This window comes from Rhodococcus sp. NPDC060176 (assembly GCF_042728675.1).
Taxonomy (GTDB): domain Bacteria; phylum Actinomycetota; class Actinomycetes; order Mycobacteriales; family Mycobacteriaceae; genus Rhodococcus_F.
The window spans coordinates 34,407-50,415 of the sequence record NZ_JBHWYS010000010.1; the positions used below are offsets into that span (position 1 = coordinate 34,407).

General features: G+C 59.6%; 18 protein-coding genes. 13 read left to right on the forward strand and 5 right to left on the reverse strand.

Annotation, left to right across the window (positions count from 1 at the left end):
- Positions 1–36 precede the first annotated feature (36 nt).
- The 5 genes from ACFWEM_RS29895 (at position 37) to ACFWEM_RS29915 (ending at position 5,829) form a co-directional block, all read left to right on the forward strand.
- Positions 37–1,293, forward strand: a complete 1,257-nt coding sequence (locus tag ACFWEM_RS29895) for a plasmid pRiA4b ORF-3 family protein (protein WP_378539453.1) — start codon at positions 37–39, stop codon at positions 1,291–1,293.
- A gap of 387 nt (positions 1,294–1,680) precedes the next feature.
- The gene (locus tag ACFWEM_RS29900) at positions 1,681–3,333 is read left to right on the forward strand and encodes a sodium:solute symporter family protein (protein WP_378539454.1); all 1,653 of its coding nucleotides are present in this window, start codon (positions 1,681–1,683) and stop codon (positions 3,331–3,333) included.
- Between the two features lie 27 nt (positions 3,334–3,360).
- Positions 3,361–3,492: a putative transporter small subunit gene (locus ACFWEM_RS29905; protein ID WP_003941363.1), complete on the forward strand. Its 132-nt coding sequence runs from the start codon at positions 3,361–3,363 to the stop codon at positions 3,490–3,492.
- An 85-nt stretch (positions 3,493–3,577) separates the two neighbouring features.
- The gene (locus ACFWEM_RS29910) at positions 3,578–4,039 is read left to right on the forward strand and encodes a MarR family winged helix-turn-helix transcriptional regulator (RefSeq protein WP_003941330.1); all 462 of its coding nucleotides are present in this window, start codon (positions 3,578–3,580) and stop codon (positions 4,037–4,039) included.
- Positions 4,036–5,829: an AMP-dependent synthetase/ligase gene (locus tag ACFWEM_RS29915; RefSeq protein ID WP_378539378.1), complete on the forward strand. Its 1,794-nt coding sequence runs from the start codon at positions 4,036–4,038 to the stop codon at positions 5,827–5,829. Before ACFWEM_RS29910 ends, ACFWEM_RS29915 begins: the two co-directional genes overlap by 4 nt.
- On the opposite strand, the gene ACFWEM_RS29920 is transcribed toward ACFWEM_RS29915, so the two are convergent.
- Positions 5,826–6,206 carry a helix-turn-helix domain-containing protein gene (locus ACFWEM_RS29920; protein WP_124569524.1) on the reverse strand — a complete coding sequence of 127 codons (381 nt, stop codon included), beginning with the start codon at positions 6,204–6,206 and terminating at the stop codon, positions 5,826–5,828. The genes ACFWEM_RS29915 and ACFWEM_RS29920 overlap by 4 nt on opposite strands.
- 223 nt (positions 6,207–6,429) lie before the next feature.
- On the opposite strand from ACFWEM_RS29920, the gene ACFWEM_RS29925 reads away from it, so the two are divergent.
- From ACFWEM_RS29925 to ACFWEM_RS29935, 3 genes are all read left to right on the forward strand, one after another.
- On the forward strand, positions 6,430–6,675 hold the full coding sequence (locus ACFWEM_RS29925) for a hypothetical protein (RefSeq protein ID WP_378539379.1): 246 nt from the start codon (positions 6,430–6,432) through the stop codon (positions 6,673–6,675).
- Between the two features lie 124 nt (positions 6,676–6,799).
- Complete coding sequence (locus ACFWEM_RS29930; RefSeq protein WP_378539380.1) at positions 6,800–8,389, forward strand: FAD-dependent oxidoreductase; 1,590 nt, start codon at positions 6,800–6,802, stop codon at positions 8,387–8,389.
- Positions 8,386–8,709, forward strand: coding sequence for a ferredoxin family protein (locus ACFWEM_RS29935; RefSeq protein ID WP_315874114.1), 324 nt, complete (start codon positions 8,386–8,388; stop codon positions 8,707–8,709). The genes ACFWEM_RS29930 and ACFWEM_RS29935 overlap by 4 nt, the downstream gene beginning before the upstream one ends.
- Here ACFWEM_RS29935 and ACFWEM_RS29940 read toward each other — a convergent pair.
- Positions 8,699–9,754, reverse strand: a complete 1,056-nt coding sequence (locus ACFWEM_RS29940; RefSeq protein ID WP_378539381.1) for a 2,3-butanediol dehydrogenase — start codon at positions 9,752–9,754, stop codon at positions 8,699–8,701. The two genes, ACFWEM_RS29935 and ACFWEM_RS29940, sit on opposite strands and share 11 nt — an antisense overlap.
- Positions 9,755–9,930: 176 nt before the next feature.
- Between ACFWEM_RS29940 and ACFWEM_RS29945 the strand changes: the two genes are divergently transcribed.
- From ACFWEM_RS29945 to ACFWEM_RS29960, 4 genes are all read left to right on the forward strand, one after another.
- Complete coding sequence (locus ACFWEM_RS29945) at positions 9,931–10,425, forward strand: DUF3558 domain-containing protein (protein ID WP_378539382.1); 495 nt, start codon at positions 9,931–9,933, stop codon at positions 10,423–10,425.
- A gap of 41 nt (positions 10,426–10,466) precedes the next feature.
- Complete coding sequence (locus tag ACFWEM_RS29950) at positions 10,467–10,793, forward strand: hypothetical protein (protein WP_378539383.1); 327 nt, start codon at positions 10,467–10,469, stop codon at positions 10,791–10,793.
- Between the two features lie 67 nt (positions 10,794–10,860).
- Positions 10,861–11,358 carry a DUF3558 domain-containing protein gene (locus ACFWEM_RS29955; RefSeq protein ID WP_378539455.1) on the forward strand — a complete coding sequence of 166 codons (498 nt, stop codon included), beginning with the start codon at positions 10,861–10,863 and terminating at the stop codon, positions 11,356–11,358.
- Positions 11,359–11,391: 33 nt separating this feature from the next.
- On the forward strand, positions 11,392–11,730 hold the full coding sequence (locus ACFWEM_RS29960) for a hypothetical protein (protein ID WP_378539384.1): 339 nt from the start codon (positions 11,392–11,394) through the stop codon (positions 11,728–11,730).
- A gap of 1 nt (position 11,731) precedes the next feature.
- Here ACFWEM_RS29960 and ACFWEM_RS29965 read toward each other — a convergent pair whose 3' ends face one another.
- The 3 genes from ACFWEM_RS29965 to ACFWEM_RS29975 all read right to left on the reverse strand — a co-directional run bounded on the left by ACFWEM_RS29965 (position 11,732) and on the right by ACFWEM_RS29975 (position 15,278).
- On the reverse strand, positions 11,732–12,085 hold the full coding sequence (locus tag ACFWEM_RS29965; protein WP_378539385.1) for a UBP-type zinc finger domain-containing protein: 354 nt from the start codon (positions 12,083–12,085) through the stop codon (positions 11,732–11,734).
- Between the two features lie 70 nt (positions 12,086–12,155).
- Positions 12,156–13,592: an ATP-binding protein gene (locus ACFWEM_RS29970; RefSeq protein ID WP_378539386.1), complete on the reverse strand. Its 1,437-nt coding sequence runs from the start codon at positions 13,590–13,592 to the stop codon at positions 12,156–12,158.
- 9 nt (positions 13,593–13,601) lie between these two features.
- Complete coding sequence (locus ACFWEM_RS29975) at positions 13,602–15,278, reverse strand: FAD-dependent oxidoreductase (RefSeq protein WP_019749255.1); 1,677 nt, start codon at positions 15,276–15,278, stop codon at positions 13,602–13,604.
- A 222-nt stretch (positions 15,279–15,500) separates the two neighbouring features.
- Between ACFWEM_RS29975 and ACFWEM_RS29980 the strand changes: the two genes are divergently transcribed.
- Positions 15,501–15,986 carry a DUF3558 domain-containing protein gene (locus tag ACFWEM_RS29980; RefSeq protein ID WP_378539387.1) on the forward strand — a complete coding sequence of 162 codons (486 nt, stop codon included), beginning with the start codon at positions 15,501–15,503 and terminating at the stop codon, positions 15,984–15,986.
- Positions 15,987–16,009 lie beyond the last annotated feature (23 nt).

The following is a 16,009-nucleotide window of genomic DNA, read 5'->3' on the forward strand; positions in this document are numbered from 1 at the left end:
AATCAGCGTCGACGGCCGGAGGTGGCGAACTTTGTCATGCGGATCGAACTCGATTGCATCACGCCGCCTATTTGGAGACGGTTTTCGGTTCCGTCGAATATCGAACTGGACCAACTTCATTCGATTGTGCAGGCGGTGATGGGGTGGGGAGATCAACACGCTCATCAGTGGGTGAGTGTCCATCATTCAACGGACAATGGCCCAGATCGGTATATCGCGCCAGAGGTGATCGAGCGCGACGGATACCAGGAAGACGAGTTTGGTGAGGACGAAGTCCGGATCGACGAGGCAGTTACCGCGGCAGGGGAGTACGTCCGTTATGAGTACAACGCCCGCGCAAGGTGGAGTCACACGTTGGTTCTCGAGCAGATTGTCGAAGACCAGCCGATTTCTGAGCCATCCTGTCTCGACGGCGAGAGAGCGTGCCCGCCGGAGGATTCTGGCGGTCCGATCGGGTATCGCGAGTTCCTGAACGTGCAGGCGAGTACCGGACTGTTCGATCCCGAACGTTTTGTTCCCGCAGAGTCCAATGCAGCAGTCACCATTGCAGTGGCACTGCATAAGTCACCACCTGTGGGAAGCTCGGTGTTCGAGAAGTTCTTGCGCCGCCTGTCGGTTCATTCCGCGCCGAAATTGTTTGCCGCAGTTGCCAAATCGGAGCTTCGTGGCGGATATGACAACTATTTCGAGGTGATGCGTGAGGGAGCAACCCGCCAACTGCTGTGGCTGCTGAACTCCGCGCGAGGTGGTGGGATTGTTTTGACGGCGTCCGGGGCACTTCCTTCGGACCATGTTGCGGCCGCCCGAGACGAACTCGATTGGGGCAGCGACTGGATCGGTGTCACGGCAGGAAGTGACTCGCAATTAGCAGTACTCGTTGAAGTCGCAAAGACACTGAGATTTGTCCGGAAACTCCGAGGCACTTTGATTCTGACTCGACTCGGCGCGTCAGTGCTTGCATATGAAGGCGAGCTGTGGCGTCACATCGTGACGGCCATGCCGTTGGGAAAGGGTGAGTTGGCGCAGGAAGCCGGCCGAATTCTGTTCCTTACGTTGGCTGCCGGCTTGTCGGAGTCCGAACGTAGTGAAGTGATGATCGAAGGCCTCACGGCATTGGGTTGGTCGACAACAGACGGAACACGACTCGGGGACGACGATTGGACGCGGATGGTGCGAGACACTCTCGTGTACCTGCGAATGATCGGGGCGATTGTCTCCAACCCGCTGGACCAGCATGTTTCCGCCGATCCCGAGTGGGGCCGACGGTTTGCCAGGATGGTCCTGTCGACGTAGGTACGCGATCGAATCGAGCATCGATTTCAATCGATGCGGAGTTGTTATATGCGCTGGAAGCGCACGATTTTTCTGCGGCGGAATCATGAAGATTTTCGGTGGAAAAATATCGGAGTTTTTGTTCGAAATTGCCATCATGCTATGGTCGATTTCCAGTTGTTGACTTGCGTGGTCGAGCCAAAAGCTTGCGCAGAAGATTTATTTTGTGGAGGTTGGGTTTCCGGAAAGACGAAGTGCGTGTTGCTAGTCAATTGAATATGTGACCGGTGTTGGTATGACGGTCGCTCCTAGGGCGTGCAGAAACGAAGCGCAAAGATCCTGAACAGGGGTTTTGTGCCTTGTTCTGCCGATTATGTGCGAAGGATGTGGCATGTGACGGGGTCCGACATGGTCCAGTTCAGTACCTTGGTAATTGTTTCACTGCTTGTTGCTTTTTATGGTGGAACTTTTCTGATTTCTCTTCGTATTGGTAAGAAACAGGAAAATGCCGACGGCTTTATGACCGCCGGAAATAAATTAGGATTTGGTGTTTCGGCCGCGAGTATGACGGCCACCTGGATTTGGGCGTCGTCGATGTATGCATCTGCCACTTCTGGTTACACCTATGGAATCTCCGGCCCCATTCACTACGGTTTATGGGGCGCGTTGATGATTCTCTTCATTTATCCGTTTGGCCAGCGAATTCGCAAAGTAGCGCCGAAAGCCCACACCCTGGCTGAGGTCATGTACGCGCGGCACGGACGCTCGAGTCAGCTGATGCTCGCGGGCTCCAATATCGTCGGCAGTCTCATCAGTTTGATGTCGAACTTCCTCGCTGGTGGTCTGCTGATCGCGTTGCTTTCGCCGTTCAACTTCATCCAGGGTGTGTTCATCGTTGCGCTGGGCGTTTTGCTGTACACGCTGTGGTCGGGCTTCCGTGCTTCGGTGTTGACCGACTTCGTTCAGCTGATCGGAATGCTCGGTGCGGTAGCGGTTTTGGTGCCGTTCATCTTCTTTGCGGCGGGGTTCCCGGCAGCCTTCGAATCCGGGGCAAGCAACCTTACTGCTGAGCAGGGCAACTTCTTCTCGAGCGTTGCCTTCTTCGAACAGGGGGCGCCGTACATCGCGGCAGTTCTTGCCTACGCAATCGGCAACCAGACCATTGCCCAACGTCTGTTCGCGGTCCGCGAAGACCTGATCAAGCCCACCTTCATCACCGCAACCGTGGGATATGGCGCCACGGTCATCGGCGTCGGAATGCTGGGTGTGCTCGCTCTGTACCTCGGAATCGAGCCGATGGATGGTGACGTCAACAACCTGATTCCGCAGATGGCCGCGTCGTATCTGCCCGGAATTTTGCTGGCTGTCTTCTTTGTCATGATCATCGGCGCGCTGTCATCGACGGCGGACTCGGACCTTGCTGCGCTCTCGTCCATCGTGATGACCGACGTTTACGGCCAAGCCGTCGCAGGCAAGGCTAATGCGAACCCTCGACGGATGCTGCTTATCGGCCGAGTAACGATGATTGTTGCCACGGCGGCGGCTATCTCCTTGGCAAGTCTGCAATTGAGCATTTTGGATCTGTTGGTGTTCGTCGGCGCGCTGTGGGGCGCTTTGGTGTTCCCGGTTATTGCGAGCTTCTACTGGGGCAAGGTCACCAACAAAGCCTTCACTGTGTCGGTGCTGGTGGCTCTTGCTGCCTTCTTGCCCGTCCGATTCAGTTGGGTGCCGATGGATGGGATGTTCGGGATACTCTCCGACATCGTTGCCGTTGTCGGTATCGGAGTGGTGCTGGGGCTCATGACATTTGGATTCTTCGGTCTGAAGATTGCGCAGATCGTCGGTGGCCTGACGATCGTGCTGTCCGCGCCGTTCGCGATCGGCTTCCTGCACGACTACCCAACGCTCAGCGGATCTTTGGTGGCCTATGCCGTCAGTACCGTCGTGTGTTTTGCGATGTCCGTCAATCAGCGTGAGACGTTCGATTTCGAACTGATCAAGCAGCGGACGGGAGACTTCGACGATGACGAGCTTCCTGCCGTGGGAGCGTCCGGAAAGTAACCGTCGAGACAAGTGGAAGGAATACGAATGAGTACAGCTCTACTGACCATTTATGTTCTGATCTGGCCGGCGTTGGTCTTGGTCGTGCTGGGAGTCATCAGCAAGGGATTCTTCAAGGATTGGGCAACTGCTCGCCGCAACGGTGAGGATCTGGTCTAACTTTTCACCCCGCCACCGACGGACTTCTTGTCGGTGGCGGCGGTCATATTGCAATCGGGACTGGGGGCAGCGTTATAGTTGCCCAGTGCAACACGACGGAGCAATGGCGCTCACCGGTCCACCAGCTGTTCATGACGAGCTGGTGCACCTGACGCGGCAGTTGATGACGGGGGATCGGCATTCCGATGACCACCCGTCGATCGCCCAGCATTCGTTCCTCTCCTTCATCGGCCGCAATGACGGATGCAAGGCCACGGAGATCTCCGAAGTCTTCGGCGTCAACCGCTCGACCATCTCGCGCCAAGTGCGCGGGTGCATCGAGGCAGGCTGGGTATATGCCGATCCGGGATCCGTTCGTCAGGGCAATCCGCTGCACCTCACGGAGGCTGGCCGCAAATACCTCGACGCCGCCGACGCGCGTCGGCTCGACCAAGTCGCCGGCAGGCTGCACGATTGGACCGAGTCCGAGGTCGCAGACTTCGCCCGCGCACTCCACCGCTTCAGAATCAGCATCGAATCGCAGACCAACGGAGATGACACCCTGTGAGTGAGTACAGCGCCAAAGCCCAGTTCACCATCTCCGACAATGAGTCTGTGGTGCACACCGTCTTCACTCACGCCGAGCGCACGCCCGAACTGACGGTGTTCTCCCGCCCCAAGGGAGAGGGTTGGGTAGACGTCACAGCCAAAGAGTTCGCCGAGCAGGTCACCGGCGTCGCAAACGGTCTCATTGCAGCCGGGGTGCAGGCAGGCGACCGCGTCGCACTCCTCTCCGCGACCCGATACGAGTGGACGCTCTTCGACTTCGCCATCTGGGCTGCCGGCGCCGCTACCGTTCCGATCTACGACTCGTCGTCTCAGGGGCAGGTCAGCTGGATCCTCGAAGACTCCGAGGCCGTCATCGCAATCGTCGAAACCGGCGCGCACGAGCAGCTGTTCCAGGACGCGCCAAGCTCTCTCAAGGCCGTCATGCAGATCGACGACGGAGCAGTCGAAAAGCTGACCGCACAGGGCGCCGACGTTGACGATACCGAGCTGAAGAAGCGACTCGCGGGCATCAAGGCCGACGATCTGGCGTCACTCGTCTACACCTCCGGCACCACAGGCCGTCCCAAGGGATGCATCCTCACGCATCGCAACTTCCTGTCCGAGGTGCGCGGGATTCTCACGGCATCGATCGGCAAGGTGGCGGTTCCGGGAAACCGAGTCCTGACCTTCCTGCCGCTCGCTCACGTACTGGCTCGCGCGGTGTCCCTCGCGACGTTCGAAGCTGGTGCGTCGCAGGCGCACTGGTCCGACTTTTCCACCATTACAACTCAATTCGAGCGGTACAAGCCCAACACCATCCTCGGTGTTCCGCGTGTATTCGAAAAAGTCCGTGACGGCGCAGCACGCAAGGCGGAGTCCGGTGGAAAGATCCCAGGCGCGATCTTCGCCTTCGCCGAAGCCACCGCCAAGGAGTACAGCCAAGCCCTCGACAAGGGCGGTCCCTCGCTGATCTTGAAGGCGAAGCACGCAGTTGCAGACAAACTCGTGTACTCGAAACTTCGTGAGGCTCTCGGGGGCGAATGCTGGTTCGCGATCTCCGGCGGCGGCGCCCTCACTCCTGAACTGGGGCACTTCTTCCGTGGGCTCGGAGTTCCGATCTACGAGGGTTACGGTCTCACCGAAACCACAGCAGCGCACTGCGTCAACGTCCCGGGCGCTCAGAAGATCGGAACCGTCGGACAGCCGATGGGCGGCAACGGGGTACGCATCGCCGAGGACGGCGAGATCGAACTCAACGGCGGGGTTGTCTTCAAGGGCTACTGGAAGAACGACAAGGCCACCGAAGAGACGTTCGTCAACGGCTGGATGCGCACCGGGGATCTCGGTGAACTCGACAGCGACGGTTACCTTTCCATCACCGGACGCAAGAAGGATCTTCTGGTGACGGCGGGTGGCAAGAACGTCTCGCCCGGCCCGATGGAAGACCGTATACGTTCGCATTCCATCGTCTCGCAGGCAGTCGTCGTCGGCGACGGGAAGACCTACATCACGGCGTTGCTGACCGTCGACCCCGAGGTATTGGAGAAGTGGAAGGCGGAGAACGGCAAGCCTTCTGGTGCCACCGTCGCCGAACTACGTGACGACAAGGACCTTCGAGCGGAGCTGCAGAAGGCTGTCGACGACGCCAATGCTGCTGTCTCGCATACAGAGTCGATCAAGAAGTTCGTCATTCTCGATCGCGATCTGACCGAGGAAGACGGTGAGATGACAGCGACGCTCAAGATCAAGCGCAATGTGGTCGTCGATCGGTTCTCGAAGGAGATCGAAGGAATGTACGCGAAGAGTTAGGCGCGTTTGGGGAACTGCTCGCGGTAAGCCATCACGTCATCGAGGCGGAACCTGCGGTGGGTGCCGCGTAGTTCGATCGGGAGTTTCCCGGCGTCGGCGAGTTTGCGCACATACGTGTCCGAAACGCCGAGGATCTCTGCTGCCTGCGAGGTGGTGAGGAGTTCTGCAACTGGCCCGAGGGCGACGCTGTCGCCGGCAGCGAGGTAGGTCAGGAGTTGGACGACGGCGTCGCCGACCGACGGAGGAATCTCGATGCTCACGCCGTCGAACACCAGCGTGGTCGTGTCCGTCGAGGTTGCGGCTCTCTGGGCCAGAGCTGTCTTGATTCGCTCGGCAGCGTCGCCGTCGACTGCGGAAACGATGTGGTCGATGCTCACGCGGTGTATCTCCGATCGAAGGCAGTGTTTCGCAAGCATAGACAGCGACAGTGTCCGTCGGCACGCTGGATAGCGCCGTGTGCGTTGCGTTACATGAGTGCCGTGGGTGGAAAACGATTTACCCACGTAGATCGGAATTCGAAGGTTTTGGCGCCCAAAGATATTCGACTCGACGCATATTTAGCTCACCAATTTTGGTGTACCCGCAAGTAACATCCTGAGCGTGGCTAGACGATCGGTAACGGTGAGATTCGACGTAGAGGAACTGAGGGCCCTAGAGACCCTCCAAGAGCTCACGGGCGCGGACATTTCGAGCGTCATTCGTGAAGCTGTGATCGAGCATGCGCGTCGATGTGTTGCGCAGGGAAAGCCCCGCGACATCGCCGAGCGACGTCAATCGCTGACCTTGCAGGAAGCCTTCGCCAAGTATTCCGCGCTGTGCACCGATGAGGAGCGGGAAGCGTCGTAGCGCTCTGTCGATGCGATGGTGACCGGTTGAGTTCACAGTGATTCTGACTGTGGCGCTGGGTAGTTCGTTCGAGGAATATTGCGGCAACAGCAGTGTTGCGTAGACCTCTGACAGGAGCTGGCCAGTGATGGACGTCCTCGAACTCTCCACCGATGTATTGGTGATCGGTGGTGGCCCCGCCGGCGCGTGGGCAGCGTTGCGCGCGGCCAAGGCCGGTGCAGACGTCGTCCTGGTCGACAAGGGCTACTGCGGAACGAGCGGCGCAACGGCCCCCTCCGGAACGGGTGTTTGGTACGTCGAACCGGATACGACTGCACGTGAGCGGGCAAAGGCCGGACGCGAGGCGCTCGGCGGATATCTTGCCGACCACCACTGGATGGACCGCGTGCTCGCGCAGACCTACTCCAACATGGATCTCCTCGCGGTGGAGGGCAGATATCCCTTCCCCGTCGACACCAGCACGGGCAAGCAGATACGCACCGGCTTGCAGGGGCCGGAGTACATGCGGCGGATGCGCACCTGGATTCGTCGAGCCGGTGTGCGGATCCTCGACCATTCGCCGGCACTCGAGTTGTTGGTGGACGGCGAGGGCCGAGTTCGCGGAGTCGCCGGATACCAGCGTCACGAACACCAGGACTACCGCGTCTCGGCAGGCGCGGTAGTGATCGCCAGCGGAGGTTGTGCGTTTCTGTCCGGTGCGTTGGGCACCAATGTCGATACCGGTGACGGTGCATTGATGGCAGCCGAAGTCGGAGCCGAGTTCTCCGGCATGGAGTTCTCCAACGCGTACGGAATCGCAGCGGCCGGATCGACGATCACCAAAACTGCCTACTACGCGTACGCGACGTTCTTCCACGCAGACGGAAGAGTGCTCGAAGGTGCAGGTTCGGCGAAGGGGAGGTCCGTCATCGCCAGTACGTTGCGGAACGAGCCGGTCTTCGCGCAGATCGATCGAGCCGACGCTGAGGTGCAGCGTCGAATGAGACTGGGGCAACCCAACTTCTTCCTGCAATTCGATCGCCGCGGAATCGATCCCTTCACCGACAAATTCGAGGTCGGCATGCTCGCTGAAGGCACGGTGCGCGGCACTGGGGGAATCAACGTCGTCGACGACGATTGCGCGTCATCCGTTCCAGGACTGTTTGCCGCCGGGGACGCTGCGACCCGAGAGCGAATCTGCGGAGGTTTTACCGGCGGGGGAAGTCACAACGCCGCGTGGGCGATGTCCTCTGGTTCGTGGGCGGGCACCGGCGCCGCGCGCTATGCGCTGTCGGTCGGACGCGGGGCTACCAGTGGTTTACGCGGAGCCGGAACCGTCGGATTGCGTAATCCGGTACGAACCGGGTTTGCTGCCGACGATGTGGTGAAAGCTGCTCAGGCGCAGCTGATTCCCTTCGACAAGAACTACCTCCGCAGCGGTGATCGAGTATCCGCAGCGCTTGGTGAGCTCGAATCGCTCTGGGGTGCAGTGAGTGCGGATCTGGGCGCGGACCCAGCAGGTCGGATGGCGGCGCGGCAGGCTGCCGCGATCACGGCCGTCGGTCGCTGGATGTACCACTCGACGTTGGCGCGGACCGAGACTCGGGGAATGAGCAAGCGGGACGATTATCCCGAACTCGATGTGACGCAGCACCATCACGTCCTCACCGGCGGTTTGGATTCGGTGTGGACCCGGACTTCTGAATCTGTCGGGTCTGCACTGGTGGCGTCATGATCGAGCTGGTGTCCGCGCCTGACTGCATCGGCTGCGACAAGTGCGTAGATGTGTGTCCTACAGATGTTTTCGATCGGACGCCGTCGGGCGTCCCGGTGATTGCGCGCCAATCGGATTGCCAGACCTGCTTCATGTGTGAGGCATATTGCCCGACGGATGCGCTATACGTGCATCCGCAATCCACACCGCTGGAAACGGCCGATGTGATCGAGGACGATCACATCGGCCGCTACCGAGAGAAGCTGGGATGGGGCAAGGGGCGGGCACCTGGGTCGCTGACTGCGGTGGGTCCCGAGGTGCCCCGTCCGGTCACGACCTGACGAGAATCTTGACCGCCGTGTCGTTGTGCTCGATCAGAGTGGTGAATCCTTCGGAGATCAACTCTTCGAGCTGAATGCGACCGGTGATGAAAGGCGCCAGATCGACAACGCCGTCCTGGACCATCTTGATTACCGCCTCATGGTCACGGACGTACGCGATGGTTCCGCGTAGATCGATTTCCTTGAGGACCAACTTCTGCATGTCGATGGTCGCGGGCTTGCCCCAGATCGACACGTTGACAACAACTCCAGCAGGCCGGACCGTGTCGAGCATGGTGTCGAGTACTGCGTTGACGCCTGCGCATTCGAAGCCGATGTCTGCGCCGATGCCTCCGCTGAGTTCGAGGACGCGCGCTTTGACGTCTTCGGTGGTGGGATCGATGACGTAGTCGGCGACTCCACTGGAGAGGGCCTTGGCCTTGCGGGCTTCGCTGAGTTCGGTGACGATCGTCGTGACACCCAGACCCTTGAGAACTGCCGCAACGAGGAGTCCGATCGGTCCGGCTCCGCCCACGATGGCGACGTTGCCGCTTTCGGCTCCACTGCGTACGACTGCGTGATGGGCGACGCTCAACGGTTCGATGAGAGCTGCCTCGTCGAGCGGGATGTTGCCGATCTTGTGGATCCAGCGACGGTCGACGACGACCTTCTCGCTGAGTCCGCCACCGCCGCCGGCCAAGCCGATGAACCCCATCTTCGTACACAGGTGGTAGTTGCCCGCCTTGCACGGGGCGCACTCGTTGCAGACGAAGTACGGCTCGACGACAACATTTTCACCGACATCGACGTCCGTCACACCTTCGCCGACCTCTTCGACGGTGCCGGAGAACTCGTGGCCCATCGTGACCGGCGCATTCTCGTGTGAGAGTGGATGCGGGTGTCCGGGTGCGGAGATGAAGATCGGTCCCTCGAGGTACTCGTGGAGATCGGTGCCGCAGATTCCGCACCATGCGACCTTCAGCTTGACTGTTCCTGGCCGCAATTCGGGCTCAGGGATCTCTTCGATCCGGATGTCTTTCTGCCCGTGGAACCGTGCTGCCTTCATTGATCCGCACCTCACTTCGTTGTGAATCCCCTGGTAGATCGACGTTAGGCCGATTGTCGGCGTGGGTGAAGGGTTGCAACGGAATGCAATGTCGTGGAACCGATCGGTGCTGGGGAGCGTCCAATACTGTGAGCGGGCCGCGAACGAGGGGGAGTGCTGTGGGAGTGAGGGGTGCAGTGGTCTTGGTCGCGGCCGCGCTGTTGGTTGGGGGTTGTTCCTCGACTGTCGAGGGCGAGGCTTTCCCTGTCGATGTGATTGGGATGTTTGATCCGTGTGAGGTTCTCAGCAATGAGGAATTGGAGAAAGTCGGAGTTGACCCGGCAACAAAAGAGGTTGACATCGTTGACACGCATATCGATGGGTTCAATATCTGTAAGTGGGAAGGGTCTTGGTTCTTCCTCCGTCTGACCTCCACAACACACTCGCTGGCGGACGTCGAAGCAAATCCGGTGATGCGCGATCTACATCGAATTCAAGTTGCCGGCCGAGAGGTTCTGATGTTCCAAGAACGCAATGACAAGGCTGATTCGGCATGCAATATCGCCTTCGCGACTGCGCAGTCCACGGCAATGATTCGAGTGGGTGCGAAAGTCGGTGACCAGCGCCCCGAAACTCCGTGTGAACTGGTTGAGCGGGTCGGTCTGACCGTGTTACCGCTGCTTCCCGAATGACGCTCGGAAGAGATTCGACTCGTAGTGAATTGGAGTATGTGATGTCCGGTTTGTATCTGGAGAAGAGGGTCGCAGAGGATCTGGCGGAGGCGTGTGATGATCTAATTTCGCTGTTCAGGTCACTGTCGGACGATGCGAACTATCTCGGTCAAGTCGGAGGCTTCGGCACTCTCGGATCCGCCCGGGCACTGCAGGTTAAGTTCGAGGAGAAAGCGGTCGGCGGCCCGGATGCGCTGGTCGATGTGTTGTCGAGTCATATCGCGGTCGTGGAGGCGATGCAGGCTCAGTTTCAAGCCTGCATCGACAACGCATTGGATCAGGAGTCGTCGAACGTCTCGACTTTAAGGTCGATCGACCCGCCAAATTGAGTTAGCGGAGTGCCGCTGGAGTATCCCGGCAGCGAAGGAGGGGAGTGCTGTGGGAAAGAGGGGTGCAGTGGTCCTGGTCGCGGCCGCGCTGTTGGTTGGGGGTTGTTCCTCGACTATCGAGGGGCATGCAGTTCGCCCAGACGGAACTGATGGGCTGTTCGACCCATGTTCGGCAATTCCGGACGAAGTGATCTCAGGTCTCGGCGCAGACGTCGCGAGTGAAGAGACCGGAATCCTCGGCGTCCGTCAGGGGGAATTTGAGATATGCACCTGGATGTCTGATTGGTATCAGCTCGGAGTGTGGTCGACATTCCACACGCTCGACGATGTTCGTCGAAATCCCAACGACACAGATATTCGGGATGCGCCAGCTGTCGGGGCGGGAGCAATAACATTTCGCGAGCGCAGAGATGTGGACGGGAATCTGTGCATGGTCGCGATCCCCGTTCAGCAGGGTGCGATATTCGTTCGGATTGATGCTCTCTTTGGTGAGACTCACAAGGAAGAACTATGCGAATTGGCGACTCGTCAAGCAGTTGTGCTTCGTCCGCACTTACCGAACTGAAACTGGCATTGAATCGACGACCGAGGAGGTTCGATGAGCGAAATTAGCGATGTGTTTTTCCTTGACGCTGGAATCGCTGCCCGTTTGCATGATGCGTGTGACGTGCTGCATGCGGAACTGCAAGCGATGATTGTCAAGGCGATCGAGTTGGGGACGATCGACGCCTTCGGCACGCTCGTGTCTGGACAAGCGCTCCAGACCAAATTCGAGCAGAAGGCTGTGGGTGGGCCGGACGCCCTACTCGACGTGCTTAAAAGCCACGTCGAAGCTGTCAAGTCGATGCAAGCTCAGTTTCGAGCCTGCATCGACAACGCATTGAATCAGGAGGCGTCGAACGTCTCGACTTTGTGGTCGATCGACCAACCGAACTGAGTCAGTGGATGTGTTGCTGCCAATCGGCTGGGACACGACCCTTAGGTCCCGGCGTCGGCTGAGCTACGGGATGTGAAGTGGGCGCCGCCAATTCAGGTCCGTCGTACGCCTCATTGGTTTCGAAGCTCCAGAACCAATCCTCGCCGGGTTCGTAGCTCTGCATGAACGGATGCTTCGTCGAGGCCGCATGCTTGCTCGCGTGCTGTGACGGTGAGGAGTCGCAACACCCCACGTGACCGCATTGCGCGCAACGACGCAGGTGCACCCACCAACCGCCGCTCGCATCGCATTCGACGCATCCCGCGCCACTGGGCGGCACGCTCGGATCGATCCCCGCTGGAAGTCCGTCGGTCATGGTCCACCCTCTCACTGCCTGAAGTCGGTCATTTCATCGTGCGCTTTGCCTGCCGGCCGTGCAAGGGCGACTAGTCGTCACGCGTATCCCGCGGTGGGCCCGCGATTGGCAGCAAAACTCTGAACCGGGTGTTACCAGGCTCTGACGTGACCCGCAGCTCACCACGATGCTTGCCGACCACAATTCGCCACGAAATATCAAGGCCGAGACCGGTTCCCTCGCCGACTGGCTTGGTAGTGAAGAACGGTTCGAAGATCCTGTCGATGACGTCATCGGGGATCCCGGCGCCGGTGTCGCAGATCTCGATGCACACGCGGTCACCGTCTCGGCTTGTCCGAACGGTGAGTGTTCCCGATCCGTCCATGGCAGAGACCGCATTGTCGATGAGATTGGTCCACACCTGATTGAGTTCGGCGGCGTAGGCGTCGATCGGAGGCAGCGTGAGGTCGTATTCCTTGACGACTTCGATTCCGCTTCCGATCTTTTGGCCCAACATGATCAACGTGCTGTCGAGCAGTTCGTGGACATCGATGGTCTGGAAGGGAGCGCGGTCCATCTGTGAATACTGTTTCGCCGCACCGACGAGCGTCGAGATCCTCGTTGTGGAGTCGGCGATCTCGTTCATCAGGAGTTCGGATTCGATGGTGTAATTCAGCCAGCGAATTGCGCCTTCGAGTACGGACTCGTCAACGGCTGCAGCAACATTCTCGAGCCAAGCGGTGTCGAGACCAGCCTGCACGAAGGTCGGAGCCAGATCCCAACCCTCTCGAATCGAATGATCCTCGAACCATTCACCCAACGAATCCTCTCGATCCGAGGCTTCGAGGGGAGTGAGCGTCGGCGCCTTGGCGACAACCTCTGCAACTTCTTCTTGAAGCCGCATGAGAGTGACGAGTGCATCGCGGTCGTAGGTGCCTGACGCGACCATTCCCAGCTTGTGACGCATACCTGCAACACGCTCGCGCAACGACGCCGTCGCTCGAACCGCTGCGGCTGCAGGGTTGTTGAGCTCGTGAGTCAATCCCGCCGACAGTGATCCAAGCGCCAGCAGTCGTTCGCGTTGGTCGATGATCTGCTGGGTGTTTTTCTTGCCGAAGAAAACACCTTCGAGTAGATGAACCGCCATCGGAAACCACTCGCGCATCGCATTGCCGAATTTGTCGGCGTCCAGGACGAAAAACGTCGAAGGAGTCGTCACCCGCATCGAACCGGCGTACACCTGCGGTACCCGATCGCCGAGATACGCCGTCCATCCTCCCGAGTAGACGCCGCGCTGGGTGGTCCTGTTGATCTCGATGTCTTCGCCGCCCGACAGCTTGGACAGCACGACCTCGCCCTCGATCAGGACGTAGAAGCAGGTGGCAGGCTCACCTTCGAGGTAGACCTGCCCTCGATCGATCTCGGTGATATGGCCTGCCTGGCAAAGCGATTCGAGCTGATCGTCGGTGAGCTTCTCGAACAGGAACAGGGTGCGAAGCAGGTCGGGGCTGCACTCAGGAATGGACATCGAATCTCCCTATTGTTGAGCGAGATAGCGGTGGACGAACATCACGGCCATCGCGCCCTCTCCGACGGCCGACGCGACGCGCTTGGCCGATTCGGCGTGTACGTCCCCGGCGACAAACACTCCGGGGACACTGGTTTCGAGATGATGTGGTGCGCGGTCGAGCGGCCACCCGTCCGGTGTGACGCCTTCGGACGGAAGGTCCGGGCCGGCAAGAACGAAGCCATTTCCGTCGCGGACCACCACGTCTCCGAGCCAGTCGGTCAGGGGAGCGGCACCGATGAAGATGAACAACCACTGAGCATCGACAGTGTCTTCTTCTCCGGTGGCTCTGTTACGCAGTGTAATTCGTTCGAGGTGATCGTCACCCTCAGCGCCGACTACCTCCGTGCACGTGCGCACGGTGATCTTCGGATTCTTTTCGATCTGCTGAATCAGGTAGTAGGACATCGAGGCTTCGAGCGAGTTGCCGCGAATGAGAATGGTGACGGACCTAGCTCCGCGGGACAGATAGACCGCAGCTTGCCCTGCCGAATTGGCGCCGCCGACTATGTACACATCCTGCTCGCTGCACCGAGCGGCTTCGGTGACGGCCGATCCGTAGTAGACCCCTCGGCCGGTGTATGTATCGAGTCCCGGCGCCGAAAGCTGGCGATAGGAAACACCGGTCGCCAAGATGACCGAATGGGCGTCGACCGACGAACCGTCGTCGAAACGCACTGTGCGGGCCGAGCCGTTGATTTCCAAACCGGTGACGTCTCGCGCGGTGATGACCTCGGCGCCGAACTTGGTTGCCTGGCGCCTCGCCCGATCGGCCAACTGTGCGCCGGAGACTCCGTCGGGGAAGCCGAGGTAGTTCTCGATTCGTGAACTCTGGCCGGCCTGACCGCCAGTCGCCCGCCGTTCGATGAGAACCGTCCGAAGTCCCTCCGAAGCGCCGTACAGAGCAGCGCCCAGACCCGCAGGGCCGCCGCCGATGACAACGAGATCGTAAAAGTCTTCGGAGAGGGTGGTACTCAACCCGAGTTTGTCGGCGAGTTCGGCGTCAGTGGGCTCGACAAGGACATCCCCATTGGATGCGATGACGACGGGAAGCCGCAGTTCGTCGGTACCGGCAGCCGAGAGCAGTCGTTGGCCTTCCGGCTCGTCTGACATGTACCAGCGATAGGCAAGTTGGTTGCGTGCCAAGAACTCTCGAACGTCGGAGGATCGCTCGGACCAACGATGGCCGATCACCTTTGTTTCCTCGGCGGGGTGATGACTCGAGCTTGCCCAGGCATCGAGCAGCGCATCGATGACGGGGTACAGCTTCTCCTCCGGCGGATCCCAAGGCTTGAGGAGGTAGTGGTCGAGGTCGACTACGTTGATGGCGTCGATCGCAGCATCAGTATCGGCGTAGGCGGTCAGTAGAACGCGCCGAGCTACGGGATACAGGTCCATTGCCTGTTCGAGGAACTCGATTCCACTCAAACCAGGCATGCGGTAATCGGCGACGATGACAGCGACTGCATCGCCGCGAAGTTTCATTTCACGCAAGGTCTCGAGAGCCTGGTCGCCGGACTCCGCACGAATGATTCGGTACTTCTCTCCGTACCGCTTGCGGAGGTCTCGAACGACGGCACGCGAAACACCAGGATCGTCGTCGACGCTGAGGATCGCTGGTTTGGCCGGGGCTTTCGGTGCGCTCACTCGGTGCCTTCCCGAAGTTGTAGTCAACCTCTCCAGTATGCGACTGCTGAGCTGAGCGTCAATCGCTGGAGATGCGCTCTGAGTGAACCGGCGATCGTGACCTGGGAATTTCAGGATTGCGGGAACCGATGGGGTCTCTGATGCATCCAATAGAGTGGGTCCACATCAACAGGGGGTGCCATGCGGGGGTCGGTGGGGGTTGGGCGATTGCTCATGGCTGGGATGTTGGTGTGGGCTGCGGCAGGATGCAGCTCAGTCGTGGAGGGGGCGGCTGAGCCTGCATCCGGCCAAGAGGGTTTGTTCGATCCATGCAAGGACATTCCGGACTCAGTTCTGGAAGAAGTGGGGCTTGATCCGGCGACCGAGGAAGTTGACATCGCGGGTGTTGCGCAACCCGGGTGGAAGATCTGCACCTGGTCAGGCTCGTGGTACTTCGCCGCGATGTACGCAAACGAACACTCGACGGACGACATCCGGGCGAATCCGGACTATGCGCAGCTGCGCGATATCGAGGTTGGACAGCGCAAGGCTATCGAGTTCCGAAGGACGGCGGACTTGGATGACGGCGCGTGTTACGTCGCTGTGGATACAGGGCAAGGGTCGGTTTGGTTGAAGGTCTACCGCAAGGGAATTCGCCCGATCGAGGAGCCGACCTGTCAATTGGCATTTGGGTTCGCGGGGAGGTTCGAGGGTTTATGGCCGAATTGATCGACCGAGGCATCGGCAAGGAC

Coding starts and splice junctions, on each gene's coding strand:
- ACFWEM_RS29940 (WP_378539381.1), bottom strand. CDS start 9,754: ATGAAGGCAGCACGGTTCCACGGGCAGAAAGACATCCGGATCGAAGAG.
- ACFWEM_RS29950 (WP_378539383.1), top strand. CDS start 10,467: ATGTCCGGTTTGTATCTGGAGAAGAGGGTCGCAGAGGATCTGGCGGAG.
- ACFWEM_RS29960 (WP_378539384.1), top strand. CDS start 11,392: ATGAGCGAAATTAGCGATGTGTTTTTCCTTGACGCTGGAATCGCTGCC.
- ACFWEM_RS29895 (WP_378539453.1), top strand. CDS start 37: ATGCGGATCGAACTCGATTGCATCACGCCGCCTATTTGGAGACGGTTT.
- ACFWEM_RS29980 (WP_378539387.1), top strand. CDS start 15,501: ATGTTGGTGTGGGCTGCGGCAGGATGCAGCTCAGTCGTGGAGGGGGCG.
- ACFWEM_RS29900 (WP_378539454.1), top strand. CDS start 1,681: ATGGTCCAGTTCAGTACCTTGGTAATTGTTTCACTGCTTGTTGCTTTT.
- ACFWEM_RS29970 (WP_378539386.1), bottom strand. CDS start 13,592: ATGTCCATTCCTGAGTGCAGCCCCGACCTGCTTCGCACCCTGTTCCTG.
- ACFWEM_RS29935 (WP_315874114.1), top strand. CDS start 8,386: ATGATCGAGCTGGTGTCCGCGCCTGACTGCATCGGCTGCGACAAGTGC.
- ACFWEM_RS29905 (WP_003941363.1), top strand. CDS start 3,361: ATGAGTACAGCTCTACTGACCATTTATGTTCTGATCTGGCCGGCGTTG.
- ACFWEM_RS29965 (WP_378539385.1), bottom strand. CDS start 12,085: ATGACCGACGGACTTCCAGCGGGGATCGATCCGAGCGTGCCGCCCAGT.